A 24,074-nucleotide genomic window follows, 5' to 3' on the forward strand; every position below is an offset into this window, starting at 1 on the left:
GCAAACCTCGGCGCATCGTCAGTGGCGCTTCGGCAACGCGGCCAGCGCATCGAGCGCACGGGCGCGCGCGGCCGCATGCTCGACGAGCGGCGCCGGATAGTCGACGCCGAGCCGCACGCCGGCCGCGTCGAGTTCCAGCGGCGACGCTTCCCACGGCGCATGGATCGACGTGTTGTCGAGGCCGGCGAGCTCGGGCACCCAGCGCCGTACGTACGCGCCGTCCGGGTCGAACTTCCGGCCCTGCGCGACCGGATTGAAGATGCGGAAATACGGCGCCGCGTCGGCGCCGCAGCCGGCCACCCATTGCCAGCTCGCCGCGTTGTTCGCGGGATCCGCATCGACCAGCGTGTCCCGGAACCACGCTTCACCCGCGCGCCAGTCGATCAGCAGATGCTTGATCAGGAACGACGCGACGACCATTCGAACGCGGTTGTGCATCCAGCCGGTCGTCCACAGCTCGCGCAGGCCCGCGTCGACGAGCGGGTAGCCGGTCCGGCCGCGCTGCCACGCACGCAACGCGGCGGGATCGTCGCGCCACGGCATCGCATCGAATTGCGCGCGGAAGTTGTCGGTCGCGAGCGCCGGGAAGTGATACAGCAGCATGTAGCTGAATTCGCGCCAGCCGAGCTCGCTCAGGAATTTGTCGGCGTGCATCGCATACGCCGCGCCGCCCGCGTTCGCGGCGCCCTGCACCGCATGCCACACCTGTCGCGGCGATACGTTGCCGAAGCGCAGGAACGGCGACAGCCGGCTCGTCGCGGGGCGGTCGGGTCGATCGCGCGCGTCCGCATAGCCGGCGAGCGAGGTCGTCAGAAACGTGTCGAGCTGCGCGTGCGCGCCGGCTTCGTCGGGCGCCGGCCACGCCTCGCGCAGGCCGCCGGCCCAGTCCGGCGCATGCGGACGCAATGCGAGCGCATCGAGCGACAGCGCGCGCTCGCGCACGGCCTTCGGCCACGGATGGAACGCGATCCGCTCGGGCGCCGGCAGCGGCGCGGCCACCGTGCGATCGCGGCGCGCCGCGCGCCAGTAAGCGGTGAACACCTGGTACGGGCCGCCGCTGCCCGTCAGCACCTCCCAGGGCTCGTTCAGCAGGCTGCCGTTGCTGCTTTCGACCGTCACGCCCTGCGCCTTGAGCGACGCCTTCAACGCCGCATCGGCGTCGCGCTGTGGCTGCGGATAGCGGCGGTTCCAGTACACGGCCGCGGCGCCCGTGTCGCGAACGAGGCGCTCGATCTCGCGCCGCGCGTCGCCGCGCAACAGCAGCAGGCGCCCGCCATGCCGCGCGAGCGCCGCGTCGAGCCCGGCCAGCGACCCGTGCAGCCACCAGCGCGCCGCGCCGCCGAGCGCGGGCCCGGCGCCCGTGTCCGTGCCGTCGACGAAGACGCAGACGAGCGGCCGGCCCGATTCGACCGCGCGCGTCAGTGCGGGCTGATCTGTCACGCGCAGATCGTCGCGGAACCATACGATCGCTGGGGCAACGGACGACTGGGCGGATACGGGCATCTCGATGACGAAAGGGACAGGAGATGCGTATTGTCGCGGCTGCGCTGCGCGGTGTCGACGCCGGCCGTTACGGCTAGCGCATCACGGCGACGCCGTGCGCGGCCGTACACGCGGCGCCGACCCGATGAAGGTTGCGGTGCCGGCCGCACGCAGGTGATGTTTGCGAGGCTGTCGTCCGTCGACCGGTTCGTGCGCCCGGCGCATCGCTGGCGCATTGCCCCGCGCATCGACGAACGCAGGAAAGCCTGCCGTGGCCACCTGTGCGGCCGGCTGGTCTGCTTCGCGATGCACGTGCCGCGCGATGGCCCGCCCGGCGCACGGCGCATCGATGTTGGATCAGTCGAGCCGGAACGCGGCCTCGAAGCGCTCGGCGAATGCGTCGAACTCGGCTTCCGGCAGATGGTTGATGCCGCCTGCGCACTTGCGCCCGCCGCCGGTCGCGAAGCCGCGGCAGAACTCGTCCGCACCGATCGGCCGGCCGTCGGGCACGCGTACGCTGACGACGAGCCCGCCGCCCGCGCGCGGCGACAGCACCGCGAGCGCCGTATGCGGCGCATTGCGCATCCGTTCGTTCGCGAGCATGCCGGTCGCGCGCCGCGCCCACGGATGATCGGGCATCCGGACCAGCGTCGCGCCCGGCACCTCACGCAGCGGCGCGAGCGCGCACGCGAGCGCCATGTCGTCGCGATAGCCGTCGCGCAGCGCGGCGAACACGGCCGTCTCGCGCACGAAATCGACTGGATCGGCCCACGGCAACATCGCATCCGCGAGCGCCGCCGGATCGAAATGCAGATCGCCGACGCATTCGCCGTATGCGTTGTAATTCAGGTAGCGCCCCAGCTCGGCGAGGGTGCAGCGCTCGGCTTCGTCGACTCCATGCTCGCGCGCGAGCGCATCGCCGAGCGCCGGCAGTTCGTCGCCATAAGCGGCGACGATCGCCCAGCGCACGTGCCGGCCGCCGAGATAGCGGTTCACGATCGCGCTCGTGCAGACGTCGGCCGCCGTGTCGATATGCGCGTGAAAGCGCGGATCGTCGGGCAGTTCGCCCGCGAAGTGATGGTCGAAATAGCGGACCGTCGCGCCTGCCCGCAGCAGCCGCGCGCAGGCATCGCGGTTCTGGTCGTGCGACACGTCGAGCACGGTGACGAGGTCGCCCGCGCGCGCGTCGATCCGCTCGAGCAGCGTGATGTCGCGCTTCACGCCGGTCACGAGCGTGCCGTGCACGCGTTCGGCGAGCCGCAACTGCTGAAGCGCGCACAGGCCGTCCGCGTCGCCGTTGAACGCGAACACGTGCCGCGCGTACTGGTTGTCCTGCATGATCCGTTGCTCCATCGTCAAGGCATGAAATCGCGGCCGTTCTCGCGTGGCGAGCACGCCGAGTTCCGGCGCCAGATATTTTGCCGCAACCGCGAGCGCGCCTTTCGATACAGCGTAGTCGTGCTCCCGGTAAACGGCTTGCGGGTCGACTGCGTGTCGATCGTCGCGATCACGCCGCTGCCGCTTCATCGGCGGCACGACTTCCTGTATGGGCACACCGTACGGAGCGCGTGAATATCGAACGTCGCCCCGTCGAGGCCGGTTTTCTCCGCCGGCGCCGGCCACACGCCGTGCGCTCACGCACCGCCTCGACCGCGAGCCTCGCGCCCAGCCGGCCCGACCTTGAAGCAGCGATCGGTGCAATGTTGCCTTATGTCATACGTCATCAGATGTGAAGACAGGCGCTTTCCATCTCGAGATTTCGGTAATTTTTGATAAATTCCCGGGTAAACCCGCGACGTCTTTGAGGGCACTCCGGCGTACCATGTCATACGACGACATACTACATAACCGCTACCCAGACGCCGCCGCGGGCTGCCGCTCCGCCCGCCGACACCCGACCGGAGACACCCTTGAACCCGCCCTCGTCCGCCCTGCCCGGCCGCGATCCGCTCGCGTCCGCCGTCTCGAAAGTGAAGTGGCACGTGCTGCCGCTCGTGCTGATCATGTTCATCGCGAACTACATCGACCGCGTGAACGTCGGCTTCGTCGATCGCCACCTCGAAGCGTCGATCGGCATCGGCGCGGCCGCGTACGGGCTCGGCGCCGGCCTGTTCTTCGTCGGCTACGCGCTGTTCGAAGTGCCGTCGAATCTGCTGATGCAGCGCTACGGCGCCCGCGTCTGGCTCGCGCGGATCATGGCGACCTGGGGCATCGTCGCGGCCGCGATGGCGTTCGTGTGGAACGACACGTCGTTCTACGCGCTGCGCTTCCTGCTCGGCGCGGCCGAGGCCGGCTTCTTCCCCGGCGTCGTGCTGTACCTGTCGCAATGGCTGCCGCCGCAGGAGCGCGGCAAGGCGATGGCGATCTTCCTCGGCGGCTCCGCGTTCGCGTCGGTGCTGTCCGGGCCAGTCACCGGCGCCCTGCTGTCGATCCGCGGCTTCGGCCTCGCAGGCTGGCAATGGATGTTCCTGATCGAAGGGCTGTTCTCGGTTGCGCTGTGCGGCGCGAGCTGGCTGCTGCTGAAATCGCACATCTGCGACGCGACGTGGCTCACGGCCGACGAACGCACCGCCCTCCAGAACGCGCTGGACGACGAGCGCGCGACGCGCGACGTCCGCTCGAACGTGCCGGTGCGCGCCACCGCGCTGCTGCGCGATCCGCAGATCGTGCTGTTCTGCTTCCTGTACTTCTCGATCCAGTTGACGATCTACGCGGCCACGTTCTGGCTGCCCACCATCATCCGCAAGATGGGCGGCCTCACCGATTTCCAGGTCGGCCTGTACAACACGATTCCGTGGATGATCGCGATCGGCGCGATGTACGGCTTCGCGGTGCTGTCGTCGAAGTGGAAGCATCCGCAGCGATGGCTCGCGTTCGCGCTCGTGCTCGCCGCGTGCGGGCTGTTCGCGTCGACGTCGCCGAATCCGGTGTGGTCGTTCGCGTCGGTCTGCTTCGCCGCGCTCGGCTTCAAGGCGGCGGCGTCGCTGTTCTGGCCGATCCCGCAGGGCTATCTCGACACGCGCGTGGCCGCGGCCGTGATCGCGCTGATCAACTCGGTCGGCAACCTCGGCGGCTTCGTCGCGCCGACGGCCTTCGGCTATCTGAAGCAACATACGGGTTCGATCACGGGCGGGCTGTATGCGCTCGCGATCGCTTCGCTCGTCGCCGCGGTCGCCGCGCTGTTCGCGCGCACGCACCGGCGCAGCGATCCGCCGCGCGGCCGGCCGGCCGACGAACCCTTCACGCACGCCCCGATGCTCCGCCATGCCGAACACTGACCGCCTGACCGTCGTCGTCTCGAATGCCGTCGACGGCGACCTCGCCACGTTCTCCCTCGCCGGCGACGGCACGCTCGCACCGCTCGCCCGCTATCCGGCGGCCGACGCCGCGATGCCGATCGCGGTGCAGGCCGACCGCGCGCGGCTCTACGTCGCGACGCGCGGCGCGCAGCCGATGATCGTCGCGTTCCGCGTCGCCGCCGCCACGGGCGCGCTCGCACGCATCGGCACGACCGCGATCGACGCGAGCCATGCGTACCTGTCGCTCGATCAAAGCGGCCGCTGGCTGCTCGGCGCGTCGTACGGCGGGAATTCGCTGAGCGTCTACGACGCCGCGCGCGTGCGCGACGGCGACGGCACGCCGCTGCAGGTCGCCGGCGGCATCGCGAACGCGCATGCGGTGATCGTGTCGCCGGACAACCGCTTCGCGTACGTCAGCTCGCTCGGCTCGGACCGCGTGTTCGGTTTCGCGCTGGTCGAAGGCGCCACGGGCCTGCGCGCGGTCGAACACGGCGAAACGCGCGTGCCCGCCGGCTTCGGCCCGCGTCACCTGCGGTTCGCGGATGACGGCCGCACGCTGGTCGTCGTCAGCGAATTCCAGGCGACGCTTGCGACCTTCGCGCGGGACACCGACACCGGCCGGCTCGGCGACCCGCACGTGAGCGCGCGCCATCCGGCCGTCGCCGAACTCGCGCAAGGCCATGCGCGCCCGCCCGCCCCCGCCGAGCCGTCCGTGTGGGCCGCCGATCTGCACCTGACGCCCGACGAACGTTTTGCGTACGTCAGCGAGCGCACGTCGAGCCAGTTGCTCGGCTATCGCCTCGACGAAGATGGCACATTCGTGCCCACCCACGCGACGCCCACCGAGACCCAGCCGCGCGGCTTCGCGATCGATCCGTCGGGATGCTGGCTGGTCGCCTGCGGCGAACAGTCGGAACACGTCGCGGTGTATGCGATCGCGCCGGACGACGGCACGCTGTCGCTGCACGCGCGCGTGCCGGGCGGCCGCGGCGCGAACTGGATCGCGATCGTTTGAACGTCTGAAGGTTTGAAGAAGCATCCGCGCCCGCGCGGGAACCGGCACGCCGATGCGGGCGCGCCGTTCGGCGCGTTCAGCGCCGCTCGCTCGGCGCCACGCCCGTCCAGCGCTTGAACGCGCGCGTGAAATTGGCGCGGTCGGTATAGCCGACGCGCGCCGCGATCTCGTCGACCGGCAGCCGCGTGCCTTCGAGCAGCCGCAGCGCGTCGCGCAGCCGGATCTCGTCGAGCAGCGCCGAATAGGTCGCGCCGTATTCGGCCAGCTTGCGCTTGAGCGTGCGCGCCGACACATGCAGCTCGCGCGCGATATCGTCGACCGACGGATAGCCGCCCTCGCCGCAGATCAGCAGGTTGCGCACGCGCTCGACGATGCTTTCCGCGTAGCCGAGCCGCGCGAGTTCGGCCTCGCACTGCTGGACGATCATCTGCGCGGTCTGCGCGTTCGCGGTGCCGATCGGCTCGTCGAGCAGCGCGGCGTCGCAGCGGATGCGGTTCGCGCTCGCGTCGAAATGGCAGCGCGGCAGGCGCGCGCGATAGCGCTCGAACCACGGCGGCTCCGGCCATTCGAAATGCAGTTCGGCACGCGACTGCAGCGTGCGCCCCGGCGTCGGATACAGCAGCGAATTGAACAGGATCGCGGTCTCGACCAGAAAGTTTTCCACCGCGAACTGGCGCAGCCGGCCGAGCGGAAACGCTTCGCGCACGTCGATGTCGACGATGCCGTCGAGCCGCGCGAGCCGCACCGAGAAGAACGGCACGCGCGTCGGCAGGTAACGGATGCCGAGCGCGATCGCCTCGCCGAGCGTCGCGCAGCTCATCAGCCCGAAGCCGATCAGCCCCGCTTTCGTCAGGCTGCTGCGCAGCCCGATCTCGATCGCGATCGACGGATCGTCGGTCGCGTCGAGCAGGTTGAACACGATCGCCGCCTGCTGCAGCGGCGTGATGCGCGCATCGGGCTGCGCGAGCCGGTCACGCTCGACGCCCGAGCCGGCGAGGATGCGGCCGCCGTCGATGCCGCGCTCCTCGGCCAGCATCAGCATGAACAGCGCATACGCGGACGATACCGTCGCCTTGTTCAACTGGCGCGCGGCATCCGGAACGGACGGGACCATGCGGCTCACTCCGGGCGGTTTCGGCGGATTGTAGCGTCGCTGGCCCGCCATGACACCTTGCCGGCACTCTAGCGCGCCGACATCCGTCGGGTGCGCGCCCGCCGGCCAACGTGGCCCGAAATGACACCACGATTGGCACCGGCGGCCCTCGCACGCGCTCCGGCACGCGCCTATGCTTGTCGCATCGGCATTGCGCCCCACTCCTTCCGCATGGATCCCGGTCGATGAGCCACCCCGCACGAACCGCCTTTCGCCACGACGCAGACAAGGTCGCGTACGTCCGCCGCGAAGTCAACGCCGCGAGCGACGCGATCCGCGCGCGGTTTCCGCTGCTCGACAACCAGAACCTCGTCGGCGCGACCGTGATGGTCGTGTCGGTCGGCGCGATGCTCGCGATCGCGTGGCTGTATGCGCGCGGCGCGATCGCGTGGTACGTCGCGCTGCCGCTCGCCGCGTTCGTCACGTCGTTGATCCACGAGCTCGAGCACGACCTGATCCACCTGATGTACTTCAAGAAGACACCGTGGGCGTATCACCTGATGATGGCGCTGTGCTGGCTCACGCGGCCCGGCACGATCAACCCGTGGACGCGGCGGCGCATGCACCTGCATCACCACAAGGTATCGGGCGGCGAATCGGATCTCGAGGAATTCGGCATCACCAACGGGGAGCGCTGGGGCATGAAGCGCGCGCTGATGATCGCGGACGGCATGCTCGCCGTCGTGCTGCGGCCGGCCGCGATGCGTCGCAAGGTGAAGCAGTACGTGGCCGCGCAGCCGGTGCAGGATCCGTCCGAGCGCCTGCAACTGCGCGTCGAGCAGCTGTCGTCGTACATGCCGATCGGTCACCTGTACTACACGCTGTGGCACGCGTTCATCGTCTATCACGTCGGCCTGTTCGCACTGCATGGGTTCGGCTACGCGGTGACGGTGCCGGCCGTCGTCGAACGCGTGATGAGCGTCGTCGATTTCCTCGCGGTGGTGTGGCTCGGGCCGAACTTCCTGCGCAGCTTCTGCATCAACTTCGTCAGCTCGAACATGCATTACTTCGGCGACATCGATTCGCGCAACGTGATCCAGCAGACGCAGGTGCTGAACCCGTGGTGGATGCTGCCGTTTCAGTTGTTCTGCTTCAATTTCGGCAGCACGCACGCGATCCATCACTTCGTGGTGCGCGACCCGTTCTACATCCGGCAGCTGACCGCGCGCACCGCGCATGCGGCGCTGCGCGAAGTCGGCGTGCGCTTCAACGATGTCGGCACGTTCGCCCGCGCGAATCGCTGGGGCGCCTATCGTCCGTCTCGCGGCACGCGCGACGCGCAGGCCGACGCGTAACGCGGGCAGCGTGGGGCGTCAGCGCGGCGTCAGCGCCGGGGTCAATCGCCGATCGGCGGCATCGGCCCCTGCCCGCGAATCCACGACCAGTTCGCGAGCTCGGCCATTTCCTTGTCGCCGCGGCTGTCGCCGTACACGAACAACTGCTTCGGCGGCCGGTTGCCCCACCATCCGCGCAACCGCACGACCTTCTGCGGCCCCCAGCAATTCTCGCCGTCGAGCCGCCCGGCGAAGACACCGCGCTCGAACGCGAGCCGCGTCGAGAGCACCGCGTCGAAGCCGACCGTCTTCGCCCACTTCTCCAGATACAGCGACGGCGACGCGCTGACCAGCACGACTTCATGCCCGCGCGCGCGATGTTCGCGAATGCGTTCGAGCATTTCCGGACGCACGAGGCTCGGCAGATAACTGTCGACGAACGTGCGCGCGTGTGCATCGAGCGCGTCTTCGCGGATCGGCCCGAACGCGAACGACGCGAACTTCGCCTTCGCGTCGCCGCGCGACAGCAGCCCGGCTTTCATCGCGAAGATCCACGGCAGCGCGCGCAGCCCGGCCCACGCGAATCGCGGCGTGCCGACCGCCTGGCGGACGAAATGGCGGAAGCTGTCGGTGGTCGTGATGGTGCCGTCGAAATCGAAGGCGGCGACGATGCGGTCGGTCATGGGGAATCGGCGGGAAAGCGGTGAGATGCCGGGAAGATAGCAGAGTCGGGGCCATCCGCGCGAAACCGTAAAGCCCGACATGAGACCACGCGCACCGAAGCGCGCGGTCGCATCGTTCCCTCAGCGCGGCGGCCGCGCGGCCAGCGCCGCCGGCAGCACGACGTTCATCAGGTGATCGGCGCGCGACAGCAGATCGGTCACGCGCTCGTCGAGCCCGCGCAGTTGCGCCGGCTGCATCCGGATCTGCTGGACGGCCTGCCCGACGATGTTGCGGCGATCGAACAGCGTGCGCTCGACGCCCGCGTCGTCCGGCGCCCGCACGACGTCCGACACCGCGCTCAGCGCCGCGAGCACGACCACAAGGTTCTCTTCCGCATGGCGAACCTTCGCGGCGAGTTCCTCGGTCCGGCGCGGGAAAAAGCCGAGCGATTGCTTCAGCGCGCCGAGCGCCGCGCGGTAGTCGACATGGCTGGGGCGACGATGCGGCGCGTCAAGCCAGGCCATCCTTTCCATTTCAATACATTTTGCAATGTATGCGATGGGGATTCCGATGTTGCCTCCGGCAACGTCAGGACAAGTGCCTTGATGGAGCACGAATCCGGGTTCCTCGGGGCACGTCGGCAAAGAGAAGCGGAAAGTATTTTGAAAGAATTAAGCGTTCACCATTCCGCTGATTGTTACAGATCGCTTAACGCGAGCCCTTGCGTCGCGCCCTAGTACGAATAGCCTTGCGACGCCGGGCGCGCATCGTGACGGCGGCCCCACCACGGCAAGTACGCGTTGTTCTCCCCGCGTGCGCGAAACCAGTCCTTGCCGGGATCGATCGGTGTCAGCTTCGACGGCGCAACCACCACCACGGCCGTCGGATGCTCCGCGTCGGTCGTCCCCGCCACGAGCACGTTTCCGCCGAGATGGTTTGCGCGGCCGATCGCCAACGCCACATCGGTCAGCGCCGCGCCGGCGCCCATGTCACCGAGCAGTGCCGACGTGTTGAAGGTCGCGTCGCGGAGGTCGCTTTCCGGCACGGCTTGCGCGAGCCCTTGCGAAAGCGACGCGGCCCTTGCCGACGCGGCAGCGCTGCCCTTGCCCGCATCGTGAATAACATAGTTCAGCGACGAGACAGCGACGCCCGCATTGCCTGCCGCCGCATCGATCGTCGACTTCCATGCCTGCCCTCCCCGGCTGCCGCCCTGCTTCGCGTCGAAATCCTCGACGTTGCCTTGCGCCGCCTTGCCGATCCATGCCAGCGGTTCGCGCTCGGTCTTCAGAGCCGGGCCGGCGAGGAACAGCACCACCATGTTCTCGTTGATCTGTTCGTCCTGCGGGGGAAAACCTGGCGCGTCCCAGTTCATCACCCACACGCTTTTGTCGGGATGCGCGGCCAGATAGTCCAGCGCGGCGTTCAGCGACGTGAAGCCGGCATTGCCGTGACCCGACGTCACGCGCACATCGGGCGGCGTATCGCTGCTCCATAGATTTTTTGCGGAGGGGTTGCCGATTTCGTACGTACTTACCATTTCGTCGCGCAAGTACGCGCCGGCAGCTTCAGGATCGAGACGGTCGGCAGGAAGAGCGAGTTCGACACGCACCCCGGCCAGTTCACGCCACTCCCGCTTGTACTTCGAGCTGACGGTGTAAAAATAATCGGGGTTCATCACGTAGCGCGTTCGAAACAACACAAGGAGTTTGTTGACGTACTTTTCATAGAACCCGGAAAACGTCTCACTTCCCCAGTTACCATTCGCAACGATGGAAACCGCCTGCAAGGTCGAGTATTTTTTGGGGTTTGTCCGCACCATGTCGTCGTTGGCGTTCGGTTTCACCAACCCGAGCGTCCACAGCAATTGCCACTCGGTCGGATAGTCACGACGCTGCAGCGGATTGAGCCATTCAAGTCCGACAACTTGAGCAAGAAATGGCGCGGCAGATGCACCTTCGACAGATTGCGCCGATGTGGTGCTCGTCTCGGCCCGCAACGGCGGGAACGACAAGAGTGTTGCCATGACCATCGAGACGCACCCGAAGCGTCTGGCAAGCTTGAAGCAGTGCATGAATATTCCCGATCGAGCCGACCAATCCCGAGCGCTGGTCCGATAATTCATTCCCGTCCGGACGACGCCAGACTCGAAATCAGCGTCGCGCCACACGATGTCTTGTGACCATCGAATGCGGCCGGCTTCCCGTCGACGATGACCTGCGGATCGCCTTCGGCGATAAAGCAGGCCTGATGGCCCGTGATCGGGCAGACACACGTATCACCGAGCCGCGCGACCGGCCGCCCCATCACTTCGCTGACCGCGCTGCCGGTCACGACCTGACCGCCGTGGCTCGTTGCGTCGCCGACCCGAATGATTCCGCGCATGCGTGTTCCTTATTCCGAATAGCCTTGCGGAGCCGGACGCGCGTCGTGACGGCGCCCCCACCACGGCAAGTACGCGTTGTTCTCACCACGTGCGCGGAACCAGTCCTTGCCGGGATCTATCGGTGTCAGCTTCGACGGCGCAACCACCACCACGGCCGTCGGATGCTCCGCGTCGGTCGTTCCGGCTACGAGCACATTTCCACCGAGGTGATTCGCGCGGCCGATCGCCAGCGCCACATCGGTCAGCGCCGCGCCGGCACCCATGTCACCGAGCAACGCCGATGTATTGAAGGTCTGCGTGCGGAAATCGTATTCCGGAAGAACTTCTGTCAGCGTCTGCGACAGTGAGGCAATGCGTGTCGATGCAGCATCGCTGCCCTTGCCCGCGTCGTGCACGATGTAATTCAACGACGACACTGGCACGCCAGCATTACTCGCCGCCGTATCGATCGTCGACTTCCATGCCTGCACCGCACGGCTCGCGCCTTGCTTTACCTCGAAATCCTTGACGTTGCTTCGTGCAGCCTTGCCGATCCAGGCCAGCGGCTCACGCTCGGTCTTCAGGTCGGGGCCGGCGAGGAACAGCACCACCATGTTCTCGTTGATCTGTTCGTCGTTCGGCGGGAAACTCGGTGCATCCCAGTTCATCACCCACGCGCTTTTGTCGGGGTGGGCGGCCAGATAGTCCAGCGCCGCGTTCAGCGACGTGAAGCCGGCATTCCCCTGCCCCGATGTCACGTGCACGTCCGGCGGTGTGTCGTGGCTCCATAAATTTTTGGCGGACGGATTTCCAATCTCATAAGCGTTGACCATTTCGTCACGCAGAAATGAGCCGGCGAGTACCGGATCCAACCGCCCCTTCGGAATGGCGAGTTCGACGTGAATACCTGCCAATTCGCGCCATTCACTTTTATTGTCAGACTTTATCGTATAAAAATAACTGGAACTAGTCACATATCGAGTACGAAAAAGCACCAGCAATTTTCTAACATATTTCTTGTAAAAACCAACGAACGACTCACTACCCCACTGCCCGTCGGCCACAATAGAAATTGCCTGTAATGTCGAATATTTCTTTGGGTTTGTCCGAACCATATCGTCGTTTTTATTTGGCTTCGCCAAACCCAGCGTCCACAACAGTTGCCACTCCGTCGGATAATCTCGTCGCTGCAGCGGATTCATCCACTCAAGGCCCACCACCTGCGCCACAAAGGGTTTAGACGGCGCTGCTTCCGCACCTGCGAAAGCCGTTCCCGCTGCCGGCGCGGCGGTCGCTTTCGGTGCCACAAGGACGCTTGCCAACGCCAACACCACAATTGCCAAAAGTCCCGGCAACAACACCAGTCGCTTCATCAGCTCCCCCAAATTTAATAACCAGCCAGTCGAATCACCAGTTGAAATCGCCAGCACCAGAGAAACGAGCGAGGTGATGACCATCACAGCGCATGCCAATCCTATACGACGAGGCCATGTGGCAATGATCGTCCTCACAGAATACCCCCAATCTTCAGGAAAAATCCTCCGTCTCGCTCATCATTTATCTTGGGCGGCATCATTGCATCCTTGTCCTTCTTCACCCAATTCTGAAGAAAATCTTCTTTGTACTTTCCGTACACGATATATTCAGAAAATTTCTGACTCGGATTACTATCATCGAGACCCCCGACAAACCTCCAGTCAGCCTCAATGCGAAGCTTATAAAAATCAAGCTCCGTCAGATAACAAAGCCCAATTGCAACATCATAAGCCAACGCCTTTTCAGCATGGTCCTTGTTGGTCATGATGGTCGAATGGTTGGTGGGGTTATTCTTGTCCCCGCCGTTCAGAATCTGAAATATCTCCTTGTTCCGCCATTCCGTATAGTCAGCACTCGCTGACTCCGGATTGTCCTCCCCGACCACATTTCCATCCTTGTCGACCCAGCGACGATTTCCGGATCTCCGCGCTTCCATGCGAAGAATCGAATGATCCTCATACCGCTGCGCAGCCTCGGACGCCGCATCGCCCAGTGCTTTCAGCGCATCACCCTCAGTCTTGAATTTTTCCGACTTCGCGTCGAAGTTGTCGTACGGATCGTCATCGCGCTTGCTCTCCTTCTTGGCATCGCGCGCAGCCGACGGCGGATCGTAACTCTCGTTGAAGCGCCCTTCCTCAATCGGTTTCCCCTGCGCATCGCAAGCGCCCGACGGTTTGTCGTAGCGCAACGCCTGCGGAAGGAAGCGGGTCTCCTTGTCGAGCATCGGTGCCGTAATCGGGATTTCCCAGTCTTTCGGCGGATCGGCATTGACCGCCATGTTAGTCAAATTGAACAGGTAAAGAGCCGGGCTCGTTGCAATCGTGAAAAACTTCGCGATCCACCCTTCATTGGAATGCGTGCCTCGTCCAAGACCATACCGTGCAGGTGGTGACGGCGGATACCAGAAACCCTCCTTCTGGTTCTTGTCCTTGCGCCAGTCATCCTGCCAATACCGATAGAGCTTGTTCTCTCCGCCCACCTCGAAATTCGACGCGAACACGCGCTGCGAGAAAACACCCCACCCGTTCGTCGCACTGATCTCGTCGACACTCATCCCGCGCCAGCCGATTCCCTGAACGGTCAAGGCCGAAATGACCTGATCGTGCGGGCAACAGTACAGCGTCACTCTGCCGTACGTGTTTTTCTGGTACAACCCGTGCGCCTCGCGGTCCTTGGCTGCACTATACGGTTTGCCGCCGTTCTTCGACGGTCTTGCGTTTTCCATTGCGCGATCCAGATCCTCCGCAGGCATCTCGAGCTCGGCCCGGGCACGCAGGATATCGAAGTACTCCCTCAGCGTTTCCTTGCGCGCGACATAGGTCTCGCGCCCCACGTGCCCGTTCTTGTCGCGCACCCCGCGCTGGGCCCACGAGTCGGTCATGTTGGCCTCGACGAGACTGTACGGGGGATTGGCGAGAACATAGGTATCGGCGACGCAGCGCCCTTTCTTGCCCCATTGATCCGTCACCTCGGGCAAGCGGTCTCCAAGGAATGCAGCGGCAAGGCCGATCATGTTTCCCTGGCTGTGGCACACGATCGTGATCGGCGCGTCGGCCTGTCGCTTGCGGATCGACTCGACCAGGCGTGCAAGCCGCAGCGCGCCAAGCACACCGTAAGTGCGCGGTGGCGTGGAGTAGATTTTTCGATTGCCGATGCCATTCATGTGCTGGACGGTCAGCCACAGGAAAAGCCGATCGTTCAACCCGTCGTTCCACAGATCCGGCAAACTCGTACACCCGCCCGCGAACGGGCCACCGCCCCAGTAATTCTTTTCGTTGAGCATGATCTTGTCGCCATACTCCTTCAGCTCTTCCGCGTTCGCGGCATAGCCCCACCGAAAGTGGATGACGGGCGAAAAGGACGGATCGGGCTTGATGTACGTCTTCGACGACATGTCCGGATTCAGGAAACCGTCTGGCGTCAGGCTTTCGATATAGCTGACCGGCGTCATCTGCCCGGCCACCGGCCCCCAATGGAACAGTTGATCGTCATAACGCCCCATGCGCCGGTTCAATCCGGCACACAACCCCTTCTCGGCGTCCTTGAACCATTCCCCTTCCGAATTCACCCCGTGCACGAAAATGACGACGCCCGGCAACGGCATCTGCATCACGCACTCGAGGTCGTTGCGGTTGAACAGTGTCGTCCCCAGTCCACCGCCCACCGAAGTCTGCGACGGGTCGTCCGTCGACGGTTGCCCGCCCGGGTTCTGCGCAAAGTTGTAGTTGAACATGTTGTTTTTCTTGAAGACTCAGCTCAGGTTCTGGACTTGAAAAAGCGAACCGCCAATTGTTCGAACTGATCGCTGCTGACCGGCGCCAGCTTGCCTTGCGCGTCGGTCTTCCCCTTGATCAATTCGCCCGACGCCTTTCGCACCTCGGCTTCCATGCCCTCGACCGGCTGCCCGTCCGTGGCGCGTACCAGCTTCGGCACGCGCCCCAGCGAGCCTTGGTCGAACTTCGGAAAGTCGGCGCTCATGCTCGCCGGCCCGGCCCACGTATGCGACGCGGACTTGACGGTAAAACTCCCCGGACACCCGAGCTCGATATCGCCGCCATGCAGCTTCAGATACGCGCCGCCCGACGTCACGAACACGACCTGCTCGCTGGCCATGCCCGCGAGCTTGCCGCCGCCCGCCGTCATCTGGATGTTCTTCGCCGAATCGATCTGCGTGTCGTCGTTCTGGCTCTGCAGCGCAACTTTCCCCCGGTTGGCGATTGCCGACACGCCTTCGCTGTGCGCAAACATCGCGACACCGTGCCCGGCCTGCAGGTTGATCCGCTGCCCGCTCGTGTACTGCAGGTGGTTCTGCGCGACGACATCGACGTTGCCGCCCGCATGGGTCGTCACGGTCTTCGGCGTCGCCATGCTGATGCCGGCCGGTGCGGTGATGCCGATCGCGGCCATCGACGCGCCTGACGACTCACCGCCGCCGGACGCCTCGCCATTCGGCCAGCCTTTCACCGTGGTCATGAGTGCATCGTGCGGCTGCGTGTCGGGCGCGACGCCCTGATGCCGGGCCGCATAGTCGCCGAGACTCTTGAACAGTTCGACGCATTCCTGCATCAGCTGCAGATACTCGTCCCGCGCGAGGTGGCCGTCACTGGCGCGCAGCCGCTCCCAGGCCGAAATCAGCATCGCCTTGCCGCTTCGAATCGCCACGTGCGCATCGCTGCGCAATTCCGCGCCTTCGCCGCGCGCCGCCCCCTGCCCGTTGTCGCGCGGCTGCGTCAGATAGCCGAGGTTCAGCTGACTGTACGCATGCTCGCTCGCCAACTGACTGCTGATCTGCCCGGGCGTATCGTCGAAGCGGATCTGGTTGTACCGCTGCCCCTTGATTTCCTTCGTCTTCGTGCCGGAAAGATAGCGGTTGCCCGGCAGCGCGCCGGTATGACTGAAGGTCGCCGGCATGTTCGGCCCATTGGCCAGCACACCCATCACGACGAGCCGGTCCGGATCGCCGCCGATATGGCCGATCAGCACTTCCATGCCGACGCGCGGCAACGTATTCGCGCCGAAACTCGGCCCGGCGAGCGCGCAGGCGACGCGCACCGGCGCGCTGTCGGACGGCGTGCCACTCGTGCCGGCACCCTGTGCGTGTGCATGATCGTCCGCGCTCAGCCCCTGGATCCGCACCCGGATGCGGCCCATTTCATCGCAGAACACCTCCTCGCCCTCCGGCCCGACGACGACGGCCGTCATCGGATGCACGGGCGGCAGGTCGACGTGCGGATCGTAGGCAGGCGTCAGCGGCACGCCGCGCCGCACGCACGAGAACGTGTTCTCGTAGCGCCTGTCGCTTTCGTCGCCCGGCTTGCCGCTCACGTCGGTCGGCACCGCGTTGAACAGCACGCGGCTTGCGGCGAACAGCGATTGCGCGCGCTCGTTCAGTTCCTTCGGCAGGTTGTTTCGCACGCGATGATGAAGCGACGTGACGACAAACTGCCGCTGTTCGGCCGGCAACGTGTCGAGTTGCGGATGCTCCGCGAGCGCAAACCAGTGACCGACGGCCAGATCACGCACGTTGCTCACGCCGTCGACGGATTCGGCGCGCAGTTCATGCGCCAGCATCCGGTCCTTGCCGATCCGGTCGAGATCGGACGACGAATCCCCGGCGTGCGGGATATCGATCACGACGTCGGCCAGCAAATGCCCGAGGTCGTTGCCACTGTCGCCCTGATCGACGATCGTCGCCTGCTCGGTTTGGGACATCCGGCCGCTCTTGTAGTCCCACGTCGGCCGGACGATCTTGCCCGGAATCAACCGGCGGCTCGTCGCCCACAGCGTGATCGAGTCGCGCTCTTCGGTGGCGGCGTCACGGTGGTAGCGGATGGTGCCGGCGGCCGTCTGCGGCAACTTCATCGAGTCGTCGGCAAAGACGAGCGTATGCACCGGCGTGTCGTGCGCATTGCCGCTAGCCCGCTCCCCGGTCTTGCCCGCCTTGACGAATACGGTCGCTCCCTCCCGTCGCAACAGGCGCCGAATGAAATGCGCGTCCGACTCGTTGACCTGCCGCGTGAGTTCCCGCGCGGGGTAACGCTCGGCTTGCAGACCGGACAGATCGAATTCGAATGCGCCCGCGAGCGCCGAGCTGCGCTGGCGCCATTCCTGAAGCAGCACACCCAGGATGTCGGGGAGGCTCTTGGACCGAAACAACCGCGAATTGGTGCGCCGCTCCATCACGGACAGCACGTCGCGAATCGTCAGCTGGTAGCAGGTCAGTGAACCGTCCGATTGGCCGGTGCGAACGTCGGTGACAATGCCGTTGATGGTATGGAGACGCCCGCGATCGGTCGTCATCTCGACGGAGACCGGCAGCCCGATGAAGCCGCGGATCGGAAGATCGGCCCGCGCTGACACGCAGGTCAGATGCCCCTCGATGCCCGTCATCAACCCTTCGCGGATATCGGCATACTGGAGCGCAAGCACCTGCTCGAGCGTTTTCTGGGCGGCCCCCCAGTTCATGCGAACCGGCCGATTGTTCTGATCGACCACCCCGGACGCAAACGTGCGCAGCAATTCGGCTGTATTCACAGCATGACTCTCAGGATTTTGTTTGACTTCGTTGTTCGGCGAACAATCACGCCCGCTGGTCCGTCCTGGGAGTGCCGCCCGTCTGATTTTCGGCGAGCATAACAAATTTGTCGGCTTGGTGACGGCTTTTTGACAGGATTTAGAATCCTTTTTGCGAAGCGTCCGAACGGACTCAACCGTTCACATTCTTTCGAACCGGGACGTTCCGTGTCCGATGTAGCGAACAGGTCGTACGGGTCGTCACGATCTGACGCAGGGCGACGCGCGCTCGGTATGGATCGACGATTTTCCGACAGGCGCGGAAGGGAGTGGCGGGCTGCCGCCAGAGTTTGCTATACTCTCGGTCTTCCGGAGAGATGGATGAGTGGTTTAAGTCGCACGCCTGGAAAGCGTGTATAGGTTAATCGCCTATCGGGGGTTCGAATCCCCCTCTCTCCGCCAGAATACGTGAGGCCCCTGATTTCCCTAGGAATCAGGGGCTTTTCATTTTGGGACCGCCGACACGCCATACATCGCCCCGCCCCCTCACGGATGCCGAATGTAATCCACCAACGCCCGCGTATACTCATCCGGCCGCCTGTCGCACAGACTCACCACGATCGCCACCGCAAACCCCGCCGGCACCCCGAATACGCCTGAACTGATCGGCTCGATCCCGAACCACGTGCGCCCGGCGAACCCGGTCAGTTGCGTGAAGAACGGATACGTCGACACGATGTAGTACACGCACACCGCCAACCCCGTCACCATCCCGGCAATCGCGCCACGCGTCGTCGTGCGCTTCCAGAACACCCCCAGCACCAGCACCGGAAAGAAGCTCGACGCCGCCAGCGAAAACGCGGCGCCGACCAGAAACAGAATCTTCCCGGTATTGAGCGACGCGACATACGACGCGAACAGCGCCACCCCGAGCAGCAGCACCTTCGAGATCGTCACGCGCCGCTGGCTCGACGCATCGGGCGCGACCATGCAGTAGTAGACGTCGTGCGACAGTGCATTCGCGATCGTCAGCAGCAGCCCGTCCGCGGTCGACAGCGCCGCGGCCAGCGCACCGGCCGCGATCAGCCCCGACACCACGTACGGCAGCCCCGCGATTTCCGGCGCGGCCAGCACGACCATGTCCGGCTGCATCTGGATTTCCGACCAGTGCACGATGCCGTCGCGAATCACCTCGACGACGCTGATCAGGTCGGGCTCGAAGTGATGCCACTGCGTGACCCACCCCGGCAATTCGGCGAATGGCCGCCCGACGAGATTCGCGAGGAGCTCGTACTTGATCAGCACCGCGAGCACCGGCACGCTCAGGTAGAACAGCGCGATGAAGAACAGCGTCCAGCCGACCGAGCGCCGTGCCGACGCAACCGACGTGGTCGTGTTGTAGCGCGTCAGGATGTGCGGCAGGCTCGCCGTACCGAGCGACAGGCACAGCAGCAGCGCGAGGAAATTCCGCTCGCGCGGCTTGCGTTCGTCTTCGCTCGCGGCCGGAAACGGCTCGTGCATCGGCACGGGCGGCTCGGCACGCGCGAGCAGGTCGTCACGCGCCTGCGTCCACGCCACGCGCGCCGCCGCCGGATCGCGCGGGAAATCGGCCAGCTCGCGCTCGCGCCGGCTGATCTCGCGCAGCGGCCCGTTGTGGCGCCGCAGGTCCGCAAGCTGGTCGACGAGATGCCGGCGCGCGTCCGCATAGGACGCCGGCAACCGGTCGAGCCGCGTCTGGATGGCCGCGGCTTGCCGGCGGTATGCATCGCGCACCTGCTGCTCGTCGCGCGCGTCGCGCACCTGCGCCTCGCGCGCCGCGACGCGCTCCATCAGCTTGCCGTAATTGAACTGCGGCACGGGGCCGAGCCCGTTCTTCATCGCGATCAGCGACACCGGAATCAGGATCGCGCTGATCAGGATGATGTACTGCGCGACCTGGGTCCACGTGACCGCGCGCATCCCGCCGAGAAACGAGCACACGAGAATGCCCGCGAGCCCGCAGAAGATGCCGATCGCGAAATCGACCCCGATGAAGCGCGTCGCGATCAGGCCGATCCCCTGGATCTGCGCGACCAGGTACACGAACGAACACAGGATCGCCGCGCCGGCCGCGAGCGCGCGCACGGCCGTGCTGGAAAAGCGCGTGCCGAGAAAATCGGGAATCGTGTAGCGCGCGAGCTTGCGCACATACGGCGCGAGCAGGAACGCGACGAGGCAGAACCCGCCCGTCCAGCCCATCACGTACGCGAGTGCGTCGTAACCGGTCGCGTAGAGCGAGCCGGCCAGGCCGATGAACGACGCGGCCGACAGCCAGTCGGCCGCCGTCGCCATCCCGTTGAACGCGGACGGCACGCGCCGCCCGGCCACGTAGTACTCGACGAGATCGGACGTGCGCGACAACAACCCGATCACCGCGTACACGGCGATCGGCACGAACAGGAACACGTAGCCGATCCACACGCCCGAGCCCGTCGCGCGCTCGATCCGCCACATCAGCAGCACGAAACCGAGAAACCCGAGCGTGTAGAGCGCGTAAGCGCGTATCAGTCGATGTGTCAGCATGAATCAGCGCCCGCCGTTCGCATGGCCGGCGCGCGCCGCATGCTCGTCGTACGCGCGGCGCAGCGTGCGGTCCGCGCGCTGCATCAGCCCGATGTAGACGACGATCAGCACGAGGTACACGAGAATCGCGCCCTGTGCGCCGACATAGAACGGCAGGCTGAAGCCGGCGAAGCGAACCCCGGCGAGCGCGGGCCCGAAGAACGGCACGATGAACGACACCGCGAAACCGATCACCATCAGCACCGCGATCAGCGCGACGTTGAAGCGCCAGTAGCGTGCGTGCGCACGCGCGAGCGGCGCGGGAACGGGAGGTGGCGCAGCAGGCGCCGAACGGGTCGGAACGGTCATGCCGTTATGTAGCAAAAAGCCCCTGCGCGGGCAATCGGGATTGCCGCGCAGGGGCTCGTGCGCGTGACGCGCAACCGGCAGGCGCTCAGCGCACTTCGGTGAGCTGCTCGAGGATGGCCGGATTCTCGAGCGTGGACGTATCCTGCGTGATCGCCTCGCCCTTCGCGAGCGAGCGCAAGAGGCGCCGCATGATCTTGCCCGAGCGCGTCTTCGGCAGGTTGTCGCCGAAGCGGATGTCCTTCGGCTTCGCGATCGGCCCGATCTGCTTGCCGACCCAGTCGCGCAGCGCCTTCGCGAGCGCCGCCGCTTCGTCGCCTTCCGGGCGCGAACGCTTCAACACCACGAACGCCACGACCGCCTCGCCCGTCGTGTCGTCCGGGCGGCCGACCACCGCCGCCTCCGCCACGAGTTCATGCGACACCAGCGCCGATTCGATCTCCATCGTGCCCAGCCGGTGGCCCGACACGTTCAGCACGTCGTCGATCCGGCCCATGATCGTGAAGTAGCCGGTCTCCTTGTCGCGCACGGTGCCGTCGCCAGCCAGATAGAGCGTGCCGCCGAGTTCTTCCGGGTAATAACTCTTCTTGAAGCGCTCCGGATCGCCCCAGATCGTGCGGATCATCGCGGGCCACGGGCGCTTGACGACCAGAATCCCGCCTTGCCCGTTCGGCACGTCCTGGCCCGTCTCGTCGACCACCGCGGCCATGATGCCCGGCAACGGCAGCGTGCACGAACCCGGCACGGTCGGCGTCGCGCCCGGCAGCGGCGTGATCATGTGGCCGCCGGTTTCGGTCTGCCACCACGTATCGACGATCGGGCAGCGCTCGTGGCCGACGTGCTTGTGGTACCACATCCACGCTTCCGGATTGATCGGCTCGCCGACCGTGCCGATGATGCGCAGGCTCGATAGGTCATAGCTCTTCGGATGAACCTTGTCGTCGGCTTCGGCCGCCTTGATCAGCGAACGGATCGCGGTCGGCGCGGTGTAGAACACGGTCACCTTGTGGTCGCCGATCATCTTCCAGAAGCGCCCGGCGTCCGGATACGTCGGCACGCCCTCGAACACGACCTGCGTGCCGCCGCACGCGAGCGGCCCGTACGTGATGTACGTATGGCCCGTGACCCAGCCGATGTCGGCCGTGCACCAGAACACGTCGTCGGGTTTCCAGTCGAAGGTCCACTTCATCGTCTGCGCGGCCCACAGCAGGTAGCCGCCCGTGCTGTGCTGCACGCCCTTCGGCTTGCCGGTCGAGCCCGACGTATACAGGATGAACAGCGGATGCTCGGCGCCGACCCAGGTCGGCTCGCAGCGGTCGGATTCGCCGTCGGTCAGCTCGTGCATCCACAGGTCGCGGCCCGCGTGCCAGTCGATCTTGCCGCCGGTGCGACGATAGACGATCACGCTCTTGACCGCTTCGCAGCCGCCCAGCGCGATCGCCTCGTCGGCGATGCTCTTGAGCGGCAGCGTCTTGCCGCCGCGCGCCTGTTCGTCGGCGGTGATCAGCGCGACCGCGCCGACGTCGACGAGCCGCTCATTGAGCGATTTCGCGGAGAAGCCGCCGAACACGACCGAGTGCGTCGCGCCGATACGCGCACACGCCTGCATCGCGACGATGCCTTCGATCGACATCGGGATATAGATGACGACGCGATCGCCCTTGCCGATCCCGCGTTTCTTCAGCGCATTGGCGAAGCGCGACACGCGTGCGAGGAGATCGGCATAGGTGACGCGGGTGACGGTGCCGTCGTCGGCCTCGAAGATCACCGCGACGCGCTCGCCGTGGCCCGCTTCGACGTGACGGTCGAGACAGTTGTACGACGCGTTGAGCTCGCCGTCGTCGAACCATGTGTAGAACGGCGCGTTACGCTCGTCGAGCACCTTGGTGAACGGCTTGTGCCACGTGAGGCCTTCGCGCGCGAGCCGCGCCCAGAAGCCTTCGTAATCCTGCTCGGCCTCGGCGACGAGCGCGCGATAGGCCGGCATGCCGGAAATGGTCGCCGTCTTCTCGAGCGCCGCGGGCGGCGCGAACTGACGGGTTTCGTGAAGAACCGATTCAATCGCAGACATCGACTACCCCTTGGTGAACATGAATCCTCTGCATGGCGGCGCGATCGTGCGCGCCGCGCGTCGTCCTGGCCGGCGCTGCGCGCCGCTGTCTCCCACCACCCGCGCGCGGCCGCGAAGGCCTGCGCACGATGCTGCACCGCACCACATCAAGTCACGTCACGCAAACGTGACCTGCGGCGCGGCAGTTCCACGATAAGCGCGCCAACTTACCCGTCACTTACGCGGCATGGCCGTTTCGTGCGCGAGGCGCCGCATCGAGGCCAGCTTTACGCTGTTACAACCGCGACCCTACAATCCTAACTGAACTCGCCTTCCGGATTCCAGCTTGAATCGCTACGCCCTCTTCCTCATCCTGTCGATGCTGTTCGTCGGCAGCAACGTCGGTATCGGTAAATCCATCGTTGCATTCGTCCCCGTCGCCATCCTCGCCACGCTGCGCTTCGTGATCGCGATCGCGGTGCTGTGGCCGCTGTTCAGCCCCGCGAAGATGCGCACGGTCAAGCGCGGCGAATGGCTGAACCTGTTCCTGCAGGCGTTCTTCGGCACCTTCATGTTCACGCTGCTGATGCTCAACGGCGTGCAGCGCACGAGCGCGGTGGCCGCGGGCGTCATCACGAGCACGATTCCGGCGATCGTCGCGCTGTTCGCATGGCTGATCCTGCGTGAAAAACCGAACGGCCGTGCGCTCGTGTCGATCGCGCTCGCGATCATTGGCGTCGTGACGATCAACCTCGCCAACGGCAGCGCGGCCGGCCACGGCGCGCAGGGCGACGCGTCCGGCTCGCTCGCCGGCAACCTGCTGATCCTCGGCGCGGTGTGCTGCGAATCGATCTACGTGATCCTGTCGCGCCGGCTCACGCAGACGCTCGCGCCGATCGACATCTGCGCGTATACCCACCTGTTCGGCCTGTTCCTGATGCTGCCGCTCGGCGCGACGGCGCTGTGGCGCTTCGATTACGCGAGCGTGCCCGCCGGCACCTGGGCGCTCGTCGTCTGGTACGGGTTGTCGGCCAGCATCTTCTCGTTCTGGCTGTGGATGAAGGGCATCCGGCACGTGCCGGGCAGCCTCGCCGGCGTGTTCAGCGCGGTGTTGCCGATCGCGGCAGCCGCGTACGGCATCGCGTTCCTCGGCGAGCGCCCGACGCTCGCGCACGGCATCGCGCTCGCGTGCGTCGTCGCCGGCATCGTGCTCGCGAGCCTGCGCGTCAAACGCATGCCGGCGGCCGCCTCCTGATCCGTCCCCCGCGGCGTCGGCGCATCGCTGCAGTCGCGCCGGCCGACGCGTTACAATAGCGCGCC

General features: G+C 65.7%; 17 protein-coding genes and 1 tRNA gene. 5 read left to right on the forward strand and 13 right to left on the reverse strand.

All coding sequences use genetic code 11. The features are described 5' to 3' along the window. Positions 1-18 precede the first annotated feature (18 nt). A complete protein-coding gene (locus CFB35_RS11310; protein ID WP_059578296.1) occupies positions 19-1,503 on the reverse strand; it encodes a deoxyribodipyrimidine photo-lyase in 1,485 nt (494 codons plus the stop codon). 336 nt (positions 1,504-1,839) lie between these two features. Next, positions 1,840-2,820 (reverse strand): hypothetical protein, encoded by a 981-nt coding sequence (locus CFB35_RS11315; protein WP_059578340.1) that lies wholly within the window; start codon positions 2,818-2,820, stop codon positions 1,840-1,842. A 572-nt stretch (positions 2,821-3,392) separates the two neighbouring features. Here CFB35_RS11315 and CFB35_RS11325 point away from each other — a divergent pair. Then, positions 3,393-4,760 carry an MFS transporter gene (locus CFB35_RS11325; protein ID WP_059578289.1) on the forward strand — a complete coding sequence of 456 codons (1,368 nt, stop codon included), beginning with the start codon at positions 3,393-3,395 and terminating at the stop codon, positions 4,758-4,760. Beyond that, positions 4,747-5,796 carry a beta-propeller fold lactonase family protein gene (locus CFB35_RS11330; RefSeq protein ID WP_059578288.1) on the forward strand — a complete coding sequence of 350 codons (1,050 nt, stop codon included), beginning with the start codon at positions 4,747-4,749 and terminating at the stop codon, positions 5,794-5,796. Before CFB35_RS11325 ends, CFB35_RS11330 begins: the two co-directional genes overlap by 14 nt. A 76-nt stretch (positions 5,797-5,872) precedes the next feature. Here CFB35_RS11330 and CFB35_RS11335 read toward each other — a convergent pair whose 3' ends face one another. After that, a complete protein-coding gene (locus CFB35_RS11335) occupies positions 5,873-6,910 on the reverse strand; it encodes an AraC family transcriptional regulator (RefSeq protein ID WP_059578285.1) in 1,038 nt (345 codons plus the stop codon). A 224-nt stretch (positions 6,911-7,134) separates the two neighbouring features. Here CFB35_RS11335 and CFB35_RS11340 point away from each other — a divergent pair, with 224 nt between their 5' ends. Continuing rightward, positions 7,135-8,244: a fatty acid desaturase gene (locus CFB35_RS11340; RefSeq protein ID WP_059578282.1), complete on the forward strand. Its 1,110-nt coding sequence runs from the start codon at positions 7,135-7,137 to the stop codon at positions 8,242-8,244. Between the two features lie 41 nt (positions 8,245-8,285). On the opposite strand, the gene CFB35_RS11345 is transcribed toward CFB35_RS11340, so the two are convergent. The 7 genes from CFB35_RS11345 to CFB35_RS11375 form a co-directional block, all read right to left on the reverse strand. Then, positions 8,286-8,906, reverse strand: coding sequence for an HAD family hydrolase (locus tag CFB35_RS11345; protein WP_059578280.1), 621 nt, complete (start codon positions 8,904-8,906; stop codon positions 8,286-8,288). Positions 8,907-9,026: 120 nt separating this feature from the next. Continuing rightward, positions 9,027-9,410: a hypothetical protein gene (locus tag CFB35_RS11350; RefSeq protein WP_226093851.1), complete on the reverse strand. Its 384-nt coding sequence runs from the start codon at positions 9,408-9,410 to the stop codon at positions 9,027-9,029. Between the two features lie 209 nt (positions 9,411-9,619). Next, entirely contained in the window at positions 9,620-10,957 is a 1,338-nt protein-coding gene (locus tag CFB35_RS11355) for a virulence factor (RefSeq protein WP_089464949.1), read from the reverse strand. A gap of 47 nt (positions 10,958-11,004) precedes the next feature. Continuing rightward, entirely contained in the window at positions 11,005-11,268 is a 264-nt protein-coding gene (locus CFB35_RS11360) for a PAAR domain-containing protein (protein WP_060966367.1), read from the reverse strand. Between the two features lie 9 nt (positions 11,269-11,277). After that, the gene (locus tag CFB35_RS11365; RefSeq protein ID WP_373453009.1) at positions 11,278-12,705 is read right to left on the reverse strand and encodes a virulence factor; all 1,428 of its coding nucleotides are present in this window, start codon (positions 12,703-12,705) and stop codon (positions 11,278-11,280) included. A 50-nt stretch (positions 12,706-12,755) separates the two neighbouring features. Continuing rightward, positions 12,756-15,017 (reverse strand): hypothetical protein, encoded by a 2,262-nt coding sequence (locus tag CFB35_RS11370; protein WP_089464950.1) that lies wholly within the window; start codon positions 15,015-15,017, stop codon positions 12,756-12,758. 23 nt (positions 15,018-15,040) lie between these two features. Beyond that, positions 15,041-17,818 (reverse strand): type VI secretion system Vgr family protein, encoded by a 2,778-nt coding sequence (locus CFB35_RS11375; protein ID WP_089464951.1) that lies wholly within the window; start codon positions 17,816-17,818, stop codon positions 15,041-15,043. Positions 17,819-18,168: 350 nt separating this feature from the next. Between CFB35_RS11375 and CFB35_RS11380 the strand changes: the two genes are divergently transcribed. Further along, a tRNA-Ser gene (locus CFB35_RS11380) sits at positions 18,169-18,259 on the forward strand. Positions 18,260-18,343: 84 nt separating this feature from the next. Here the strand turns inward: CFB35_RS11380 and CFB35_RS11385 are convergent. The 3 genes from CFB35_RS11385 to acs form a co-directional block, all read right to left on the reverse strand. Continuing rightward, the gene (locus tag CFB35_RS11385; RefSeq protein ID WP_059578266.1) at positions 18,344-20,359 is read right to left on the reverse strand and encodes a sodium:solute symporter family protein; all 2,016 of its coding nucleotides are present in this window, start codon (positions 20,357-20,359) and stop codon (positions 18,344-18,346) included. Positions 20,360-20,362: 3 nt separating this feature from the next. Continuing rightward, on the reverse strand, positions 20,363-20,707 hold the full coding sequence (locus CFB35_RS11390) for a DUF4212 domain-containing protein (RefSeq protein ID WP_060966372.1): 345 nt from the start codon (positions 20,705-20,707) through the stop codon (positions 20,363-20,365). Positions 20,708-20,792: 85 nt separating this feature from the next. Continuing rightward, positions 20,793-22,775 (reverse strand): acetate--CoA ligase, encoded by a 1,983-nt coding sequence (gene acs, locus CFB35_RS11395; RefSeq protein ID WP_089464952.1) that lies wholly within the window; start codon positions 22,773-22,775, stop codon positions 20,793-20,795. A gap of 325 nt (positions 22,776-23,100) precedes the next feature. On the opposite strand from acs, the gene CFB35_RS11405 reads away from it, so the two are divergent. After that, positions 23,101-24,009 carry a DMT family transporter gene (locus CFB35_RS11405; RefSeq protein ID WP_089464953.1) on the forward strand — a complete coding sequence of 303 codons (909 nt, stop codon included), beginning with the start codon at positions 23,101-23,103 and terminating at the stop codon, positions 24,007-24,009. Positions 24,010-24,074: the final 65 nt, after the last annotated feature.

The sequence above is a fragment of the Burkholderia sp. AU16482 genome, assembly GCF_002223285.1.
Taxonomy (GTDB): domain Bacteria; phylum Pseudomonadota; class Gammaproteobacteria; order Burkholderiales; family Burkholderiaceae; genus Burkholderia; species Burkholderia semiarida.

Bases quoted from the DNA above. Each gene is read 5' to 3' on its own strand.
- CFB35_RS11310 (WP_059578296.1), bottom strand. From the start codon at position 1,503: ATGCCCGTATCCGCCCAGTCGTCCGTTGCCCCAGCGATCGTATGGTTC.
- CFB35_RS11315 (WP_059578340.1), bottom strand. From the start codon at position 2,820: ATGCAGGACAACCAGTACGCGCGGCACGTGTTCGCGTTCAACGGCGAC.
- CFB35_RS11330 (WP_059578288.1), top strand. From the start codon at position 4,747: ATGCCGAACACTGACCGCCTGACCGTCGTCGTCTCGAATGCCGTCGAC.
- CFB35_RS11335 (WP_059578285.1), bottom strand. From the start codon at position 6,910: ATGGTCCCGTCCGTTCCGGATGCCGCGCGCCAGTTGAACAAGGCGACG.
- CFB35_RS11340 (WP_059578282.1), top strand. From the start codon at position 7,135: ATGAGCCACCCCGCACGAACCGCCTTTCGCCACGACGCAGACAAGGTC.
- CFB35_RS11345 (WP_059578280.1), bottom strand. From the start codon at position 8,906: ATGACCGACCGCATCGTCGCCGCCTTCGATTTCGACGGCACCATCACG.
- CFB35_RS11350 (WP_226093851.1), bottom strand. From the start codon at position 9,410: ATGGCCTGGCTTGACGCGCCGCATCGTCGCCCCAGCCATGTCGACTAC.
- CFB35_RS11355 (WP_089464949.1), bottom strand. From the start codon at position 10,957: ATGCACTGCTTCAAGCTTGCCAGACGCTTCGGGTGCGTCTCGATGGTC.
- CFB35_RS11360 (WP_060966367.1), bottom strand. From the start codon at position 11,268: ATGCGCGGAATCATTCGGGTCGGCGACGCAACGAGCCACGGCGGTCAG.
- CFB35_RS11365 (WP_373453009.1), bottom strand. From the start codon at position 12,705: ATGGTCATCACCTCGCTCGTTTCTCTGGTGCTGGCGATTTCAACTGGT.
- CFB35_RS11370 (WP_089464950.1), bottom strand. From the start codon at position 15,017: ATGTTCAACTACAACTTTGCGCAGAACCCGGGCGGGCAACCGTCGACG.
- CFB35_RS11385 (WP_059578266.1), bottom strand. From the start codon at position 20,359: ATGCTGACACATCGACTGATACGCGCTTACGCGCTCTACACGCTCGGG.
- CFB35_RS11390 (WP_060966372.1), bottom strand. From the start codon at position 20,707: ATGACCGTTCCGACCCGTTCGGCGCCTGCTGCGCCACCTCCCGTTCCC.
- acs (WP_089464952.1), bottom strand. From the start codon at position 22,775: ATGTCTGCGATTGAATCGGTTCTTCACGAAACCCGTCAGTTCGCGCCG.